The organism is Hymenobacter cheonanensis (genome assembly GCF_030581075.1).
In the GTDB taxonomy this organism is placed as follows: domain Bacteria; phylum Bacteroidota; class Bacteroidia; order Cytophagales; family Hymenobacteraceae; genus Hymenobacter.
The window spans coordinates 211,783-228,051 of record NZ_JAUQSW010000003.1; the positions used below are offsets into that span (position 1 = coordinate 211,783).

Below are 16,269 nucleotides of genomic sequence, written 5' to 3' on the forward strand. Positions count from 1 at the left end.
AACGGAGCCCGCTAGGTCCGGCCAAGCCCGGAAAGATACCGCGCGGGTTGGCGACCGGGCACCAAAAAGCCGGGCGCGGCTAGCCTTCAGGGGCCGGCCGCGCCCGGCTATAAAGGCCTAGCGGCTCGAATAATTGGGGGCTTCGCGCGTAATCTGCACGTCGTGCGGGTGGCTCTCGCGCAGGCCGGCCCCGGTGATGCGCACGAATTGCGCCGCCTGCAGCGCCGCCAGGTCGGGGGCACCCACGTAGCCCATGCCCGCGCGCAGGCCGCCCGCCAGCTGGTACAGCACCTCGCTCACGCTGCCCTTGAAGGGCACGCGGCCCACAATGCCCTCGGGCACGAGCTTCTTCACATCATCCTCCGCATCCTGAAAGTAGCGGTCCTTCGAGCCATCCTCCATGGCCTCTACCGAGCCCATGCCGCGGTAGCTCTTGTACTTGCGGCCTTCGTAAATGATGAGGTCGCCGGGGGCCTCTTCGGTACCGGCCAGCAGCGAGCCCACCATCACGGCGGCGGCGCCGCCGGCCAGGGCCTTCACCAGGTCGCCCGAGAACTTAATGCCGCCGTCGGCCACGATGGTGGCGCTGGTGCCTTCCACACCCCGCGCGGCTTCCAGCACGGCCGAAAGCTGCGGCACCCCAATGCCTGCGATGATGCGGGTAGTGCAGATGGAGCCCGGGCCCACGCCCACCTTTACTACTTCGGCGCCGGCCTCGGCCAGGGCGCGGGCGCCGGCGGCGGTGGCCACGTTGCCGGCCATCACGTCGAGCGTCGGGTATTCCTTTTTAAGCAGGCGCACAGCATCGAGCACGCCCTTGCTGTGGCCGTGGGCCGTATCGATGCTGATGAGGTCGACGCCGGCCTCGGCCAGGGCCGCCACGCGCTGCAGTAGGTCGGCCGTGACGCCCACGGCGGCGCCCACGCGCAGGCGGCCCAGGCCGTCTTTGCTGGCCTGCGGCGAGCGGCGGCGCTTGCGAATATCCTTGTAAGTCATGAGGCCGGTGAGGCGGCCGTCGGCATCCACTAGGGGCAGCTTGTCTACCTTACGGTCTTGCAGCATATCCTCGGCGGCGGCCTGGTCGATGCCGGCGGGGGCCGTCACGAGGCGGTCGAGCGGCACCATTACGGTCGTTACGGGCGCGTTGAAATCCTTCTCGAAGCGCAAGTCGCGGCTGGTAAGAATGCCCACCAGGCGGTGGTCGGCCTCTACTACCGGAATGCCACCGATGTTGTGCTTGCGCATGAGCTGGCGGGCCTCGGTGAGGGTGGCGGTGGGCGGCAGCGTGAAGGGGTCCTGAATGAGGGCCGACTCCGAGCGCTTCACCCGGCGCACCTGCTCGGCCTGTTTGCCGATGCTCATGTTTTTATGAATGATGCCAAGGCCCCCGGCCTGGGCCAGCGCAATGGCCATGTCGGCTTCCGTCACGGTATCCATGGCGGCCGAAATCAGGGGCAGATGCAGCCGGATGGTGGGGGTGAGCTGGGTACCGGGGTCGCAGTCGCGGGGGAGCACCTCCGAGTAGGCGGGCAGCAGCAGTACGTCGTCGTAGGTCAGAGCCTCGAAGGCGATTTTGGGGGTGGCGTGGTCGGCCATAGCAACAGGGGGTTTAGCAGAAAACCTTATTGCCAGACAAATATACGACGCATTTGCCCAGCAACGCCCAGGTTTTATCGACCAAGGCATCAACTATGCGCGCGCGTCTCTCGTTTAAATACCCAAGAAGCCTCTAGCTTCCGCTCATTCTAACGACTTATCACTCATGCTTAAGAAACTCCTTTTCCGCGCCCTGCCCGTGCTGTTGCTCGGTTCGCTTACCCTCACTTCCTGCGTTATTCATGAGCACGACCGGGGCCGCGGCTACGGCCGGGGCCATGACCACGGCCGGGGGCGCGGCTATGGCTACGGCTACGGCCGCTAGCCCGGCTGCCGCCCGCCCCGCCACTCAGTATTTGCGGCGTCGTCCACCCGGCGGCGCCGCTTTTTTATAAAAAACAAAAAAGACTCGCCCCAAGCGGGACGAGCCTTTCCAACAGGTTCCTTTTCCACAAGAAAACCAACTCGGTGAGCCAGCTAGGCTGGCGCGATACTGGCGGCCCTGGCGTGGAACGAGGTTCCGCCGGCTAGGGCTTATTACGCAGCAAACATTAACAAAAAGCGGGCCGCTGCGCAATAATTACAATACAAAATTAATATAAGGAGCGGATAAGCAGGCAATAAAAATCGCTCAGTGCACTGGTATTCTCGCTGAATGACAGCCTGAACCTACTGAATGGCCGAAATCAGCCCGGCAATTCGGCGCCTTCGCCGGTGGCCGGGCGGCCCTGGGCGGCCGAGTAGTGGCGGTGCAGCCACCGGCTGAGGCCCCCGAGGCCGGGCATCAGCACGCGCTCGGTGATGTTGGCCTGGTCGAGCTTATCGCGCACTTCCCACTTGAGGCTGGCGGGCAGGCGAATGCGAAAGTACAATTCGGGGTGTTGCATAAGCCAGGTGTGCAGCATGGCCTGCGGCGTACTCATGAGCGAAAACAGCGCGTACTGGTGCACAATGCGCGCATCGAGCGAAGGCGGCTCCAGAAAGAGTACAAATGGCTCGGCTTGCAGGCTCGACAGCGTGGGCAGGCTGGGGAGGGTGGGCGCCAGCAGCTCGGTGGTGAATACGTTGGAGCCCTCGCCGGCCAGCGCGTCGCGCAAAATGGGCGGCAGGTGCTCGGCAGCCTTCACATAGTTGAGGGCCCAAATAATACCGTCCTGGTGGTAGGCATTGAGGTCGTCGGTGGCGAAGTGCAGGGCCACGTAGGGCGAGTACGTCCAGTCGAGCAGGCGCGTGGGCAGGCCGTGGTGCTGGGCCAGGGCCAACCAGTCCCACACGGTGGCGCTGGGCGGCGTGGTGGTGTCGCGGGCATACTTGCGGAAGTTGCGCAGCAAGTGGTGCTCCAGGGCGTCGTAGTTGCCCCCTAGCCGCTGTAGGCTGGTGCTCAGGGTGTAGCCAAAGCTGCGCATGCCCCGGTACACAAACGGCGAGCGGTAGCGCCCCAGGCGCGCATCCCAGGTTTCGCGAAACAGCAGGTCTTGCAGGTGCTGCCAACTCTGGGCTTCGAAGTCGTTGGCGGCGGGCGGAGTCGAAGTGGGCATAGGGTGAAGGTACGGAGCGCGGCTAGCGGGGAAGTGGGGCTGGCTACTAAAAAAAGCGCTTGTCATTGCGAGGAGGAACGGCGAAGCAATCGCACCTAAACGAGTTGTCCGGGTGCGATTGCTTCGTCGTTCCTCCGCGCAATCACAAGCGCTTACAAGCAGGCTGGTCAAGCTGATTTAGCTCGGAAAGTCGGCCCCATTGCCGATGTGGGCGTACTGCTCAATTTCGGCCTTAATGGTGGTAAACTTGTCGAGCGCGCCTTTTACGGCAGCTTTGCCCAGGGGCAGGTGCACGGGCGGGTTCTCCATGCGCACCAGGTCAAACATGGCCTGGGCGGCGCGCTCGGGGTCGCCGGGCTGGTTGCCGCTGGCCTTCTGAATATTGGCCAAATTTTGGCCGGCCGTGGGGCGGTAGTCGGCAATAGCGGGTTCGGTGTAGGTGGCCGAGCGCCCGGCCCAGTCGGTGCGGAAACCGCTAGGCTCAACATTGGTGACGTGAATGCCGAGCGGCCCCACCTGCGCGGCCAGGCTTTCGCCAATGCCTTCGAGGGCAAACTTGGAGCCGTTGTAAATGCCTACGCCCGGAAACGCGCGCAGCCCACCAATGCTGGTGATATTGAGAATGTGGCCGCTGCGGCGCTCGCGCAGGTGGGGCAGCACGGCGCGCAGCACCCGCAAGGGCCCAAACACATTGATGTCGAACTGGCGCTGCACCTCTTCTTCGGGCACTTCCTCGATGGGGCCCATCGAGCCGTAGCCGGCGTTGTTCACCACCACATCGAGGTGGCCGAGGGTAGAAATGGCATCGGCCACGGCCTTTTTAACGGCGGCTTCGTCGGCTACATCGGCCACCAAGCCAACGCCGTTGGCGCCAGCTTTCTGGGTAAATTCGTCGGCCTGCGCCTGCTGGCGAAAGGTGGCGGCTACCTTATCGCCCTGGGCCAGGGCTAGCTCGGCGAGGTGCTTGCCAAAGCCGGTGCTTACGCCGGTAATAAACCAATGCTTGGTCATGGATACAGAAATTAAAAACGGAAAAACAGTGGCGCTAAGACGCGAAAACGCGCCCAATTGTTTGCCCGCTCACTACGGCACGCAAGCCGCAGTTCTGGTTGCGTATTCCGCTGGCTAGCCCTGCTGCAATGGCCTAGCTCTGCCACAATAAGCCGCCGGGCACAAAGGGTAGCAAATTGCCTACCAAGGGTAATTTGCGCTCGCAAAGTGCCCGGCAGCCGCAACAAGGCACTTTATTTTATACCAGCACAACTTTTTATGTACTGCCCAATGAACTCCTTGTGCTGCCAGTGGCAGTTCTAGGACGTTCCGAGGCGTTTTTTGGTAAGCTTCGTCGGTACGTGCTTCATTGGCTCGTCGGGCCAGGGATGCTTGGGGTAGCGGCCTTTCAAGTCTTTGCGCACCTCAAAATAGCCCTTTTCCCAAAAGCTGCGCAAGTCGCGCGTGACCTGCGCCGGCCGCCCCCCCGGCGACAGCAGGTGCAGCAGCAGCGGCACGCGGCCCCCGGCCACGCTGGGCGTTTCGGTGAGGCCAAACAGCTCCTGAAGCTTCACGGCCAGCACCGGCGCGGCGGGGTCGGCGTAGTCGAGGGTGATGAGCGAGCCGCTGGGCACTTCGAGGGCGGCGGGGGCTAGCCGGTCCAGCTCCTGGCGCTGGGCCCAGCCGCCGGGCAGGCGCGCCAGTAGCGGCTCCAGCAGGTCGAGGCGCTGCACGTGGTCGAGGCTTTTGAGGCCCGTTAGGTGCGGCCCGAGCCAGGCCGGCAAGTCGGCCAGCAGCGCCTCGTCATCAAATGCCGGCCAGCTTTCGGCCGCCGCTGCCCCCAGGTGCTGCCGCACAAACTCCAGCCGCTGCTGTAGCTGCCGGGCGCCATCAGTCCAGTTGAGCTTGGCTAGCCCGGCCTCCTGCAAATAGCCTAGCAGCGCCTGCGCCACCAACTCCTCATTAGGCTGGCCGATGACTTTTTCTTCGAGCAGCAGCGCGCCCAGGCGGCGCACGCGGCGGCCAGTTACGCGCTGGGTGGCGGGGTCGAAGCGAACTTCCTCGGTAGTCATAATTTGCTCGCCAAAGGCGGCTTCCAGCTCCTCGCGGCCGAGCGGCGCGGCTAGGGTGGCGCGGGGCGCGGTAGCCGTGCCCGCCAGGTACGCCACCGCAAAAAACTCGGCCTGCGCGTCCACGTCCTCCGTGCGCAGGCTCACGCGCTGGCCCGTTACGAGGCGCAGGCGGTCGGGCGCTTCGCGCTGGGCCAGGCGGTCGGGGTAAGCCAGCGCGGTGAGCAGGCCCACGGGGGCACTGGCAAGCGGTTGATTGCCAGTGGAAGAGGCGATTTTCGGCAGGCGGCTTTGCAGGTGGCGGGCCACATCGCGCACGCGCTGCAAGGTGGCGTGGTGCAGCGCCAGGCCGGGTAGTGGCGCCCGGCCGCTGGCCAGCGCTTCGAGGCGCAGGCGCAGGTCGGGCGGCAAGGGGCGCGGGTCGGTGGGCGTGGCCCAGCGGAGCAGGTCGCGCTCGGCCAGCAGGGCAGCCAGCGCGGCGGCGGCCGGGCCGTGGCCCAGCTCGGTACCGCGCACCACTAGGTGGCCCAGGCGTGGCGGCAGCCCCAGCCTGGCTAGCTGGCGGCCGTGGGCGGTGGGCTTTGTTGAAAAGTTAAAAGGTAAAAGCGAAGAAGTAAGAGCGGGCGATGCAGCCGATGCTTCGGCAGATATTTTAGCTTTTACCACCTCATTTTTACCACCTTCACCGCTTTCCAACGCCCCTAGCCGCCCTAGTAGCTCGCGCGCCTGGGCCACGGCCGGCGCTGGCGGCACATCGAGCCAGCGCAGGCTGCCAGGGTCGTGGGTGCCCCACAGGGCCAGCTCCAGCACTAGCCCGCTGAGGTCGGCGGTGTGGATTTCGGGCGGGCGGTGGGCCGGCAGTAGGTGGTGCTCGGCCTCGGTCCAGAGGCGGTAGCAGGTGCCGGGGGCCAGGCGGCCGGCGCGGCCCCGGCGCTGGTCGGCGGCGGCGCGGGCCACGGGCACGGTTTCGAGCGAGGTGAAGCCGGTGCGCGGCACAAAGCGCGGCACTCGTGCAAAGCCGCCATCTACCACTACCCGCACGCCCTCGATGGTGAGGCTGGTTTCGGCAATGCTGGTGGCCAGAATGACCTTGCGCCGGCCGGCCGGGGCGGGGCGCAGGGCGGCGTCCTGGGCTTCGAGCGGTAATTCGCCGTGCAATAAATGCAGGTCGGTGTCGGCGGGCAGACTGTCGCCGAGCTTGCGGTCCACGCGCTGCAAATCGGCCACGCCGGGCAGGAACACGAGCACGTCGCCGGCGTGCCGGGCCAGGGCCTCACGCACCTGGCCCGGTACTAGCTCGGCCAAGCGCTCGCTAGGCTTGTTGGGCAGCGCGGCGGCCCGGCGCGGGTCGAGGTAGTGCGTTTCGACCGGAAACAGAAAGCCCGCGCTGCTCACCACCGGCGCGGGCAGCCACTGGCCCAGCCGCTGGGCCTCCAAGGTGGCCGACATCAGCAGAATGCGCAGCTCGGGGCGCAGCACGGCCTGGGCATCGAGGGCCAGGGCTAGCCCCAGGTCGGCATTCAGGCTGCGCTCGTGAAACTCATCGAAGACCACGCAGGCCACGTCTTCCAAAGCCGGGTCATCCTGCAGCATCCGGGTCAGAATGCCTTCGGTAATGACCTCGATGCGGGTATCGGCGCTCACCCGGCTGTCGAGGCGCACGCGGTAGCCCACGGTGCGGCCCACGGGCTCGCCCAGCAGCTGGGCCAGGCGGGCGGCGGCGGCGCGGGTGGCCAGCTGGCGGGGCTCCAGCACCAGGATTTTCTGGTGGGCCGGGCGCCACTCGGCGGCCAGCAGGGCTAGCGGCACCACGGTAGTTTTGCCCGCGCCGGGCGGGGCCTCCAGCACGGCGCGCGGGTTGGTGGCGAGGGCCGCCAGCAGCTCGGGCAAGGCGGCTACAACGGGTAAATCGGGTAGGGGCGGAAGGCGGAAGGCAGCGGACACCTGCCAAAATTACACCCGCTCCAGGCGCCACAAATCCACGCTCAGCGGCCCGCCGGCGTGCAGCACCGGCTCGCCCACGGGCGTGGGCAGGCCGTGGCCTTCTACCAGGTCCGAGTTGTAGCTCAGCAGCTCGGCAGTGCGCAGCGGCCAGGGATGGTGCGCAATGCGGCCCCGGTACAGCTTATCGCCATGCCCCGGCCCCATGCCGCCGGCCGCGTACAGCGCGTAGCGCTCGGTGAGGAAGAAGGCCAGCGAATCGGGCTCCGTAGGCGGCAAAACCTCGCCCAGCTGCCAGGTGGCGGCAAAGTGGCCTTCGGGCGCACCATTGTGCACGCGGTGGCCCACGTAGTGCAGGCGCTCGGCCGCAGGCCGCTCCAGCTTGAGGTGCGCCCGAAAATAGGGCAGGTGAAAAAACGTGCGCGCCGCCCACACGGCCAGCGGGTTGCTGGCATCGAGCGAGAAAAACCACACGCCCGGCACCCCGTCGAGGTGCACGTAGGTACGCACATTCAGCTCTAAAAACTCGCGCACGCCGGGCACGGGTGGCGTCACGCGGCTGCGCACATCCCACATCCGGAAGGGCACCACCCCAATCCAAGCCATGCCGTCGTAGGTATCGACTTGTAAGCGGCCGGGTAGTTGCGCCTGGATAAGCTCGGCCGCAATGGGCCAGTGCATAAACAGGAGGTCACCCCATTCCTGGTGCATCAGCGGCCGGCCGCTGGGGCGCTCGCGCAGGGCCAGGCGGCTGGCTAGGGTGGGAACTTGGGGCATTGGAAAGGTCAGAAATTAAGAAGTGTCATGCAGAGCGCAGCGAAGCATCTCGTGTGTTGACGTTTGCTTGCGGTAGAGATTACTGCGCCACGCGAGATGCTACGCTTTGCATGACACTTCTTTTTTTATGATAAGCCTCAGTACACCGGCACGCTGGGGTCTACCTGCAGGCTCCAGGCATCGATGCCGCCCCTCAAGTTAAGCAGATTTTCGCGCCCTAGCCGGTGCTGCAAGTAGCCCAGCGCCTGCGCCGAGCGCACGCCGTGGTGGCAGATGAGCACCACCGGCCCCTGGGTGCGGATTTCGGCGGCGCGGCGCGGAATATCGCCCAGCGGAATGAGCACGCTGCCCGCAATGCGGCAGTAGTCAAATTCCATTTCCTCGCGCACGTCGATGAGCTGGATGTCTTCGCCGGCGGCGAGGCGGGCGTGCAGGGCGGCGGGGGTAAGGTCGGGCAGCATGGGGGCAAAAGTACCCCGGCCGGCTACCTTGCGCGGCTTTTCTGCCTTTCCTGTATGCTGCTGTTTTCCCTCGCTAGCCTCCCGGCCGACATCCTGGCCGCCGTGCGCGCCACCACGGCCCTGGAGTGGGCGGCCGTGCTCACGGGCTTTGCCTGCGTGTGGCTGGCGGCCCGCGAGTCGCTGCTAAACTTCCCGGTGGCCATTTTCAGCTGCCTGCTCTACGTGGTCATTTATTACCAGCAGGGGCTGTATTCCGACAGCGGGTTGCAGGGTATTTTTATCGCGCTCAGCGCGTATGGCTGGTACACCTGGCGCTACGGTGGCCGGGGCGATACCGAGCTGCCGGTGACGCACGTAACGCCCGCCGAGTGGGCGCTCACGGCCGCCTTTGTGCTGGCCTACACCCTGGCCTCAGGCTATTACCTGGCCCACCACACCGACTCTACTTTTCCGCACTGGGACAGCTTTACCACCGGCACCAGCATCGCCGCGCAGTTTTTGCTCATGCGCAAGCGCCTCGAAAACTGGTGGCTCTGGCTGTTGGTCGATGTCATTTACGTGCCCATTCTGTGGGTCAAGCACTTGTATCCGACCAGCTTGCTGTATGCCTTATACCTGGGGCTGGCCGCCTATGGCTACTGGGAGTGGCGGCGCGATATGCGCCGCCAGCAGGTGGCGTAAAGCGCAAGAACTATGCGCCGCATCTCCCTCACCGGCCCCGAATCGGCGGGCAAAAGCACGCTGGCCGCGCAGCTGGCGGCCCACTACGGCACCACCTTCGTGCCCGAGTACGCCCGCCAGTACCTGGCGGAAAACGGCGCCAGCTATACCCTGGCCGACCTCGAAGCCATCGCCCGCGGCCAGCTCGCTGCCGAAGATGCGGCGGCTAGCCTGGCTAGCCAACTGTTTTTTTGCGATACCGATTTGCTGGTCGTGAAAATCTGGGCCGAGAATGCCTTTGGCACCTGCCCGGCCTGGGTACTGGCCGAGTTGGCCCGCCCGCGCTACGCCCTCACGTTGTTGCTGGCCCCCGACCTGCCCTGGACGCCCGACCCCCTGCGCGAGCACCCCGACCCGGCCCAGCGCTGGCACTTCTATGGGTTGTATCGGGCCGAGCTGGTGGCCCGTGGCTGGCCCTTTGCAGAAATCAGCGGGCCAGCGGCCGGGCGGCTGGCGCAGGCGGTGGCCGCTGTGGATAGCGTAGCGTAAGCTGTAGCTTGTGCGTATAGACCTGAAATCCGCCGGCTGCCGGCAAACGCTTATCCTACCTTCTTATGCCTACGCTAACCTCCGCCACTGCCCGCGTTGAAATTGCCACCCACGGCGCTGAGCTTACCAGCTTTATTGACCTGGCCAGCGGCCGCGAGTACCTCTGGCAGGCCGACCCCGCGCAGTGGGCGCGCCACGCGCCGCTGCTGTTTCCGATAGTGGGCAAGCTGCCCGACAACACCTACCTCTACCACGAGCAGCCGCTGAGCCTGCCGCAGCATGGCTTCGCCCGCGACCAGGAGTTTGCGGTTATTGAGCACGACGCGACTAGCCTCACCTTTCAGCTTATGGCCAATGCGGCTACCAAGCCCGAGTATCCGTTCGAGTTTGAGCTGCGCGTGCGCTACGAGCTGCGCGGGAGCGTGCTTACTGTGGGCTGGCACGTGCGCAACCCCGCCGCGGCGGGCCGCGATTTGCTGTTCAGCATCGGGGCGCACCCGGCCTTCAACTGCCCGCTGCTGCCCGGGGCAGGCGAGCAGTTCTCGGACTACGCCTTCCACTTCGACCACCCCGTGACGCTGAAGCGTCAGTTGCTGGCGGGCGGCCTGCGCAGCGGCGAAACGGCGCCCGTACTTGCCGGGCAGGCCGCGCTGCCGCTCAGCTACGCGCTGTTCAGCGACGATGCGCTGGTATTCGACCACTTCGACTTTACCCGCATTACGCTGCAAAAGGCCGACAAAACCGGCCCCTTCGTGCGCATGCAGTTCGACGGCTTCCCCTACCTCGGCCTCTGGACCAAAGGCCCCGGCGCCAACTTCGTGTGCATCGAGCCCTGGCAGGGCGTGGCTAGCCCCGTGGGCGAGCCGCAGGAGCTGAGCGAGAAGGAAGGAATATTGACCCTGGCCCCGAGCCAGATGTTCGATGTCAGCTACACCATTGAGATTGGCGGCTAGCCGGGGCTAGCGAAACTTAGGGTTGGAGATGCGCACGCGGTGATTGATGATTTCCACCGTTTTATCCTTCGGGTAATCGACCTGGAAGCTAAAGCGCAGCCGCTGGCTGGTGCCGGCCGGCAGCGTGAGCAGCCAGGTAAGCTTGCCGGTGCGCTCGTCGAGCTGCGCGCCGCTGCTTTCGAGCACTTTCACGTTGATTTCCTTTTCTTCCGAGATGGGCACCTCATCAAGCAGGCGCAGGTGCACGGTTTCGGCGTGGCGGTTCAGCACGTTCAGCTCGTAGGTGAGGCGCACGCGGCGCTTGTCGCTGAGCGGCACGTTGCCGCTGAAGTCTTCGAGCTTGGCCCGGCCCACCACCAGCTGCGCATCGTGGCCCAGGGCCACTTCGAGCGAGTCGTTGAAGGCCCGGTCTTCCAGGTCGGTGGTGCCCACGTACACACCGTCGTGAAACACGTGGGCGCGGTCGGGCAGCTGCAAGCCTTCCCAGCCGCTGACTTTGGTTTGCAGCACCACCTGCTCCGACACGCGCGGCACGGCCAGGTACTCGGGGTGGGCGGGCAGCGGCACGGCGGGCAGCGCCAGCTCGCGGCGGCGGCCGGGGGCTAGCGTCATGGGCTCGGGCACTTCGTAGCGCGAGCCCTGCGTGACGGCGGCCGGGCGGCCCTTGGCGGTGCCTTTCACCACAAACTCGTCGATGCGGCCCTCGCCGTTGTGGTCGCCGCCGTCAAAGTCCAGCTCCCAGGGCACCAGCTGCGGCCGCGCCACATCGCCGACCTCGTAGCGCATCAGCACCACCGGCACCTGCTGCCAGGCCAGGCCCGTGCGGTTGGTGAGCAGCCCGTGCGTGATAAACCGCACCTCGCGGCCGCTGGCATTGGCCCGAATGTCGAGGGCCGGCCGCCACGCGCTGCGAGCGCTCAAAAAGTAGCGCAGCGTCAGGGGCACGGTGCCGGCGCGGGCGGCGCGCACCACCAGCACCTGCCGGTCGCCGCTGCCGGTTTCGGCGGCGCGGGGCCCTAGCCGCGCAATGTCGGTTCGGAGGGCGGCCAGGCGGTTTTCCAGGCGGTTGGTTTCCTGCTGAATGGCCGGCAGGCGGGTGCGCATGAGGGTGGCACCCTTCTGCACCTCGGCGCTCCAGTTGGCCTGCGTGCCCGCGGGCAGCGTCTGGTTGGCCAGGAGAAATATTTTTTCCTGCTTCAGCCCTTCCAGCTCGCCCTCGACGGTGCGGCGCTCGGTTTCGGCCTTAGCCAAGCTATCAACGGCGGTGGGGTTGAGGGGCGCGGCGGGGGCCAGCTGCTCATCGTTTTCTTCTATCGAAAGCAGCTCGGCGCCTTCGCCCAACTGCACTTCCATATTTTCGGCATCTACGCGGGGCGAGAGGCCGCTCACTACCACCCGGTTGACGCCGGCGGCCAGCGCCACGGGTGCCCGGTGCTCCAGGGCGGTGCCGTTGAGGTACGCGATGACGTGGGTAAGGGGCGGTTTCACGGCCACCCGCGGGGTGGGCTGGGCAAAAGCCGGGGCAGCCGCCAGCAGCAGCGGGGCTAAAAAAGCGTATCGAAAAAGCATTGCCAGGGGCTAGCCAGTAAGGGCCAGCGCGGCAAAGCTACTCGGCGGCGCGGCTGCCCAAGAGGCGGGCGGGCGGCGCGCCAGGGCTACACTTCTACCGGGCGGCGGTTGTAGTCGGGCTCCCAGTCGTTGATGGGAAGCGAGATGCCGGGCGGCAGGTCAATATCGGGCAGGCCGGGGTCGTGGGGCTCGCCCCCGCCATCATCGCCGCCCGAAGAGGGTGGGGGCGGGGGCGGCACGCGGCGGCGCTTCGGCACCACCAAAAAGAAGGTGAACACGGCCAGCAAAAACAAAGCGCAGAGAAGCTGGTGCATAACGAAAGGCCGATAGCGACTACTCAAAAAAGGTGGATGGCTGCCTACCCCCAACGCAAAGCACCGGGCTTGCGTTGCTGGCCGCCGCACTACGCTAAGATAGCTGATAGCCAACCAACCACGCAAGCACCCCCGGCCCGGCCCCGGCCGGCCCGCGCCAGGGCGTATCTTTGTGGCATGTTTAGGGGTGCTGGCCGGGAAACCGGGCGGCTGAGATGACACCCATCGAACCGGAACCAGGTAATGCTGGCGTCGGGAAAAAACAATCCGCGAACGTTTCCGCCCGTGCGCCGACCCCTGGGGTGCGGGTGCGTTCTACTTAGCCGTTTTTGATTTTTGAAAACTGTACTCTTTACGGGCACGGCGCTGCTGGCGCTGGCGGCGGTCCCGGCGTGGGCGCAAGGCCCCGTAGCCGGCACCATCACCGATGCCCGCACCGGCGAGGCGCTGCCCGGCGCCACCATTTTTTTGGATGGCGCGGCCATCGGCGTCACCAATGCGGCGGGCGGGTTCAGCCTGGCCGCCGTGCCGGCGGGCCGCCACGAGCTGCGCATCACGTTTCTGGGCTACGAGCCGCTGGCGCAGCCAGTGCAGGGCCAAGGGGCTAGCCAGCAGCTGAATGCGCAGCTGCAGCCGGGCGGCGTACTCACCGGCGAGGCGCTCGTGACGGCCACCCGGGCCAGCGACCGCACCGCCACGGTGTACACCAACCTCAGCAAGCAGGACCTCAACAAGCGCAATTTTGGCCAGGACCTACCCTATCTGCTCGACCAGACGCCCTCGGTCGTCGTGACCTCCGACGCCGGGGCGGGCGTGGGCTACACCGACATCCGCATCCGGGGCACAAGCAGCACGGGCATCAACACCACTATTAATGGCGTGCCGCTGAACGACCCCGAGTCGCACGGCTCGTTCCTGGTGAATTTGCCCGATTTGGCGTCGTCCATCAACAGCATTCAGGTGCAGCGGGGCGTGGGCACGAGCCAGAACGGCAGCGCGGCCTTCGGCGCCAGCCTCAATATCTCGACCCTCGACGTGCGCCGCGAGGCCTACGCCGAAACCCAGAACAGCTATGGCTCCTTCAAAACCTGGAAAAACAACGTGTCGTTTGGCACCGGGCTGGTGGGCAAGTACTTCACCTTCGATGGCCGCCTCTCGCGCATCAGCAGCGACGGCTATATGAATAAGGCAGCTTCCGATTTGAAGTCGTACTATTTTTCGGCCGGCTACCAGAACAAGAGCACGCTGCTCAAATTCATCACCTTTTCGGGCCGCGAAAAAACTTACCAGGCCTGGAACGGCGTGCCCGAGCCGGCCATTACCGGCAACCGTGCCTCGCTCCAAACCTTTATCGACAACGGCGAGCTGAGCGCCGCCGACGCGGCGCGCGTGTTGCAGGAAGGCCGCCGCTACAGCTACTACACCTACGACAACCAGACCGACAACTACCAGCAAAACCACTACCAGCTGCACCTCTCGCAGGGGCTAGGGGCCAACTGGAACCTGGGGGCGGCGCTGCACCTCACGCGCGGCTTTGGCTACTACGAAAGCTACCGCGCCAACCGAAAATTTGCCGATTACAACCTGCCCAACGTGGTGCTAGGCGGCGATACGCTCACGCGCACCAACCTCATCGACCGTAAGTGGCTCGATAACTACTTCTACGGCGGCACCTTCGCCCTCAACTACCAGCCGCGGGAAAATGCTAAAATTCAAGCCACGCTGGGCGGCGGCTGGAACCGCTTCGACAACGACCACTACGGCGAGATAATCTGGGCGCAGTACGCCAGCACCAGCTTTCCGGGCCAGCGCTATTACTTCAATACTGCCCGCAAAACCGACTTCAACGCCTACGCCCGCGCCACCTGGCAGGTGCTGCCCTGGCTAGGCCTGTACGGCGATGCGCAGGTGCGCCGCATCATCTACCAGATTGAGGGCGTGGAAGATGCGCAGAACGACGTGACGACCCGCGCCAACTACACCTTCTTTAACCCCAAGGCGGGCGCTACGGCTAGCCTCGGCTACGGCCAGCAGCTCTACGCTAGCCTGGCGGTGGGCCAGCGCGAGCCGGTGCGCGCCGATTTCACCGACCGTCAGGCGGGCTACCCCGCCGCCCAGGCCGAGCGGATGCTGGACTTGGAGGCCGGCTACCGCCTCACCCGCGCCGACCTCAGCTTTCTGGGGCCGCGCACGGCCGTGCGCATCGAAGCCAACTACTTCGACATGACCTATCGCAACCAGCTCGTGGCTACCGGCCAGCTCAACGACGTGGGCACCGCCCTGCGCACCAACGTGGCCAGCAGCTACCGCCGCGGGGTAGAGCTGACCGGGTTTGTGGCGGCCGATGACAAAATCAGCCTCAGCAGCACGCTCACGCTCAGCCGCAACCGCATTCTGGACTACCACGAGGTGACCTACGACGCCGACTACAACCCCGTAGTGGCGGCCGAGGGCCGTACTACCACCATCTCGTATTCGCCGGCGGCCGTGTCGGCCCACACCCTGGAGGGCCAGCCGCTGAAAGGCTTGCGCCTAGCCGCGCTCTACAAAACGGTGAGCCGCCAGTTTCTCGACAACTCGGCCGATAATGGCCGCAGCATCGCCGCCTACCAGGTGCTCGACCTGCGCCTGCGCTACGCCCTGCACCCGGCCTTTATGAAGGAGATTGAGCTGGCGCTGCTCGTCAGCAACGTGCTGAACAACAGGTACTCGGCCAATGGCTACACCTATGGTTACCTCGGGGCTAGCGGCCAGCAGGAAAATTTTAACTGGTACTACCCCCAGGCCACCCGCAACTTCCTGGCTTCGGTCAACCTGCGGTTTTAAGCCCCTACGCAGCGAGGCGCCAGAAAGCCTTGGCCCACCCAAAAGCCCGGCCGCCGCGTGCGCCCGGGCTTTTGGATGCCCGCAACCCGGGGCTGGCCAGCGCAGTATCTTTGAGTATATAACGGTGGCATCCGCTGCCGCGTCCGTTGCTTATGACCCATTTTTTCGCCGTCCTGTTGGTAGTGCTGGCTGCCTGCCTGCCGGCGCCCGTAGCCGCGCAGCCCAAGGCTGGCCCAATTACCATTGCTGCTGCCGCCGACCTCAAGTACGTGCTCGATTCGCTGGTCACGATTTTCAACCGCCAGCACCCGCAGGCGCGGGCCACGGTGGTGTATGGCTCGTCGGGCAAGTTTTACGAGCAGCTCAGCCACGACGCGCCGTTCGACCTGTTTTTCTCGGCCGATAGCGACTACCCCCGGCGCTTGCAGCAGACGGGCCGCACGGCCGGCACACCCGTGCCCTACGCCCTGGGCCGCCTCGTGCTGTGGAGCAAAAAGCTGGACCCCAGCCTGAAAGGCATGAACACGCTGCTAGCCCCGCCGGTGCAGCGCATTGCCATTGCCAACCCCGCCCACGCCCCCTACGGCCGCAAAGCCGAGGAAGTGCTACGCCACTACAAGCTCTACGACCAGATAAGACCTAAGCTCGTGCTGGGCGAAAACATCGGCCAAACGGCCCAGTACGCCGCCACCGGCGCCGCCGATGTCGGCGTGCTGGCCTACTCGCTGGCCCTGAGCCCCGAGCTGCGCCGGGCGGGCCGGTTTTACCTCATTCCGGCCACCGCGCACACGCCCTTGCAGCAGAGCTACGTGGTGCTGAAGCGCGCCCAGGGCAATGCCACAGCCCGCGAGTTCGCCGCCTTTATGGCGAGCCCGGTGGCTAGGCAAGCGCTTAAGAGATACGGGTTTGGGTTGTAAAAATAAAGGCTGAAAAGTACGGTTGTCATGCTGAGCTTGTCGAAGCATCTTACCCGTGCCGCTAGGGTTACTAGCTCGATGATGCGAGCAAGATGCTTCGACAAGCTC

The 16,269-nt window shown here is 65.4% G+C and carries 14 protein-coding genes and 1 riboswitch; of the genes, 6 read left to right on the forward strand and 8 right to left on the reverse strand.

The annotated features are described in order from the left end of the window. Positions 1 to 117: 117 nt before the first annotated feature. Positions 118 to 1,596, reverse strand: coding sequence for an IMP dehydrogenase (gene guaB, locus Q5H89_RS07290; protein WP_305018626.1), 1,479 nt, complete (start codon positions 1,594 to 1,596; stop codon positions 118 to 120). Between the two features lie 166 nt (positions 1,597 to 1,762). On the opposite strand from guaB, the gene Q5H89_RS07295 reads away from it, so the two are divergent. Beyond that, positions 1,763 to 1,921: a hypothetical protein gene (locus Q5H89_RS07295; RefSeq protein ID WP_305018627.1), complete on the forward strand. Its 159-nt coding sequence runs from the start codon at positions 1,763 to 1,765 to the stop codon at positions 1,919 to 1,921. A 361-nt stretch (positions 1,922 to 2,282) separates the two neighbouring features. On the opposite strand, the gene Q5H89_RS07300 is transcribed toward Q5H89_RS07295, so the two are convergent. From Q5H89_RS07300 to Q5H89_RS07320, 5 genes are all read right to left on the reverse strand, one after another. Continuing rightward, positions 2,283 to 3,134 carry an FRG domain-containing protein gene (locus tag Q5H89_RS07300; protein ID WP_305018628.1) on the reverse strand — a complete coding sequence of 284 codons (852 nt, stop codon included), beginning with the start codon at positions 3,132 to 3,134 and terminating at the stop codon, positions 2,283 to 2,285. Positions 3,135 to 3,311: 177 nt separating this feature from the next. Beyond that, positions 3,312 to 4,145, reverse strand: coding sequence for an oxidoreductase (locus Q5H89_RS07305; protein ID WP_305018629.1), 834 nt, complete (start codon positions 4,143 to 4,145; stop codon positions 3,312 to 3,314). A gap of 299 nt (positions 4,146 to 4,444) precedes the next feature. After that, positions 4,445 to 7,138, reverse strand: coding sequence for an ATP-dependent helicase HrpB (gene hrpB / locus Q5H89_RS07310; protein ID WP_305018630.1), 2,694 nt, complete (start codon positions 7,136 to 7,138; stop codon positions 4,445 to 4,447). Between the two features lie 9 nt (positions 7,139 to 7,147). Beyond that, positions 7,148 to 7,912 (reverse strand): YqjF family protein, encoded by a 765-nt coding sequence (locus Q5H89_RS07315; protein ID WP_305018631.1) that lies wholly within the window; start codon positions 7,910 to 7,912, stop codon positions 7,148 to 7,150. A 137-nt stretch (positions 7,913 to 8,049) separates the two neighbouring features. After that, complete coding sequence (locus Q5H89_RS07320) at positions 8,050 to 8,373, reverse strand: rhodanese-like domain-containing protein (RefSeq protein WP_305018632.1); 324 nt, start codon at positions 8,371 to 8,373, stop codon at positions 8,050 to 8,052. 54 nt (positions 8,374 to 8,427) lie between these two features. Between Q5H89_RS07320 and pnuC the strand changes: the two genes are divergently transcribed. The 3 genes from pnuC (at position 8,428) to Q5H89_RS07335 (ending at position 10,535) form a co-directional block, all read left to right on the forward strand. Then, positions 8,428 to 9,054 carry a nicotinamide riboside transporter PnuC gene (gene pnuC / locus Q5H89_RS07325; protein WP_305018633.1) on the forward strand — a complete coding sequence of 209 codons (627 nt, stop codon included), beginning with the start codon at positions 8,428 to 8,430 and terminating at the stop codon, positions 9,052 to 9,054. 12 nt (positions 9,055 to 9,066) lie between these two features. Beyond that, positions 9,067 to 9,582: an ATP-binding protein gene (locus tag Q5H89_RS07330; RefSeq protein WP_305018634.1), complete on the forward strand. Its 516-nt coding sequence runs from the start codon at positions 9,067 to 9,069 to the stop codon at positions 9,580 to 9,582. 65 nt (positions 9,583 to 9,647) lie between these two features. Beyond that, positions 9,648 to 10,535, forward strand: a complete 888-nt coding sequence (locus tag Q5H89_RS07335) for an aldose 1-epimerase family protein (RefSeq protein WP_305018635.1) — start codon at positions 9,648 to 9,650, stop codon at positions 10,533 to 10,535. Between the two features lie 6 nt (positions 10,536 to 10,541). Here Q5H89_RS07335 and Q5H89_RS07340 read toward each other — a convergent pair whose 3' ends face one another. Then, positions 10,542 to 12,104 carry a DUF4139 domain-containing protein gene (locus Q5H89_RS07340; protein ID WP_305018636.1) on the reverse strand — a complete coding sequence of 521 codons (1,563 nt, stop codon included), beginning with the start codon at positions 12,102 to 12,104 and terminating at the stop codon, positions 10,542 to 10,544. A gap of 86 nt (positions 12,105 to 12,190) precedes the next feature. After that, a complete protein-coding gene (locus Q5H89_RS07345) occupies positions 12,191 to 12,418 on the reverse strand; it encodes a hypothetical protein (protein WP_305018637.1) in 228 nt (75 codons plus the stop codon). A 173-nt stretch (positions 12,419 to 12,591) separates the two neighbouring features. Then, a riboswitch (TPP riboswitch) is annotated at positions 12,592 to 12,693 on the forward strand. Positions 12,694 to 12,754: 61 nt separating this feature from the next. Between Q5H89_RS07345 and Q5H89_RS07350 the strand changes: the two genes are divergently transcribed. After that, positions 12,755 to 15,244, forward strand: coding sequence for a TonB-dependent receptor (locus Q5H89_RS07350; protein WP_305018638.1), 2,490 nt, complete (start codon positions 12,755 to 12,757; stop codon positions 15,242 to 15,244). Between the two features lie 152 nt (positions 15,245 to 15,396). Next, complete coding sequence (gene modA / locus Q5H89_RS07355; RefSeq protein WP_305018639.1) at positions 15,397 to 16,161, forward strand: molybdate ABC transporter substrate-binding protein; 765 nt, start codon at positions 15,397 to 15,399, stop codon at positions 16,159 to 16,161. Positions 16,162 to 16,269: the final 108 nt, after the last annotated feature.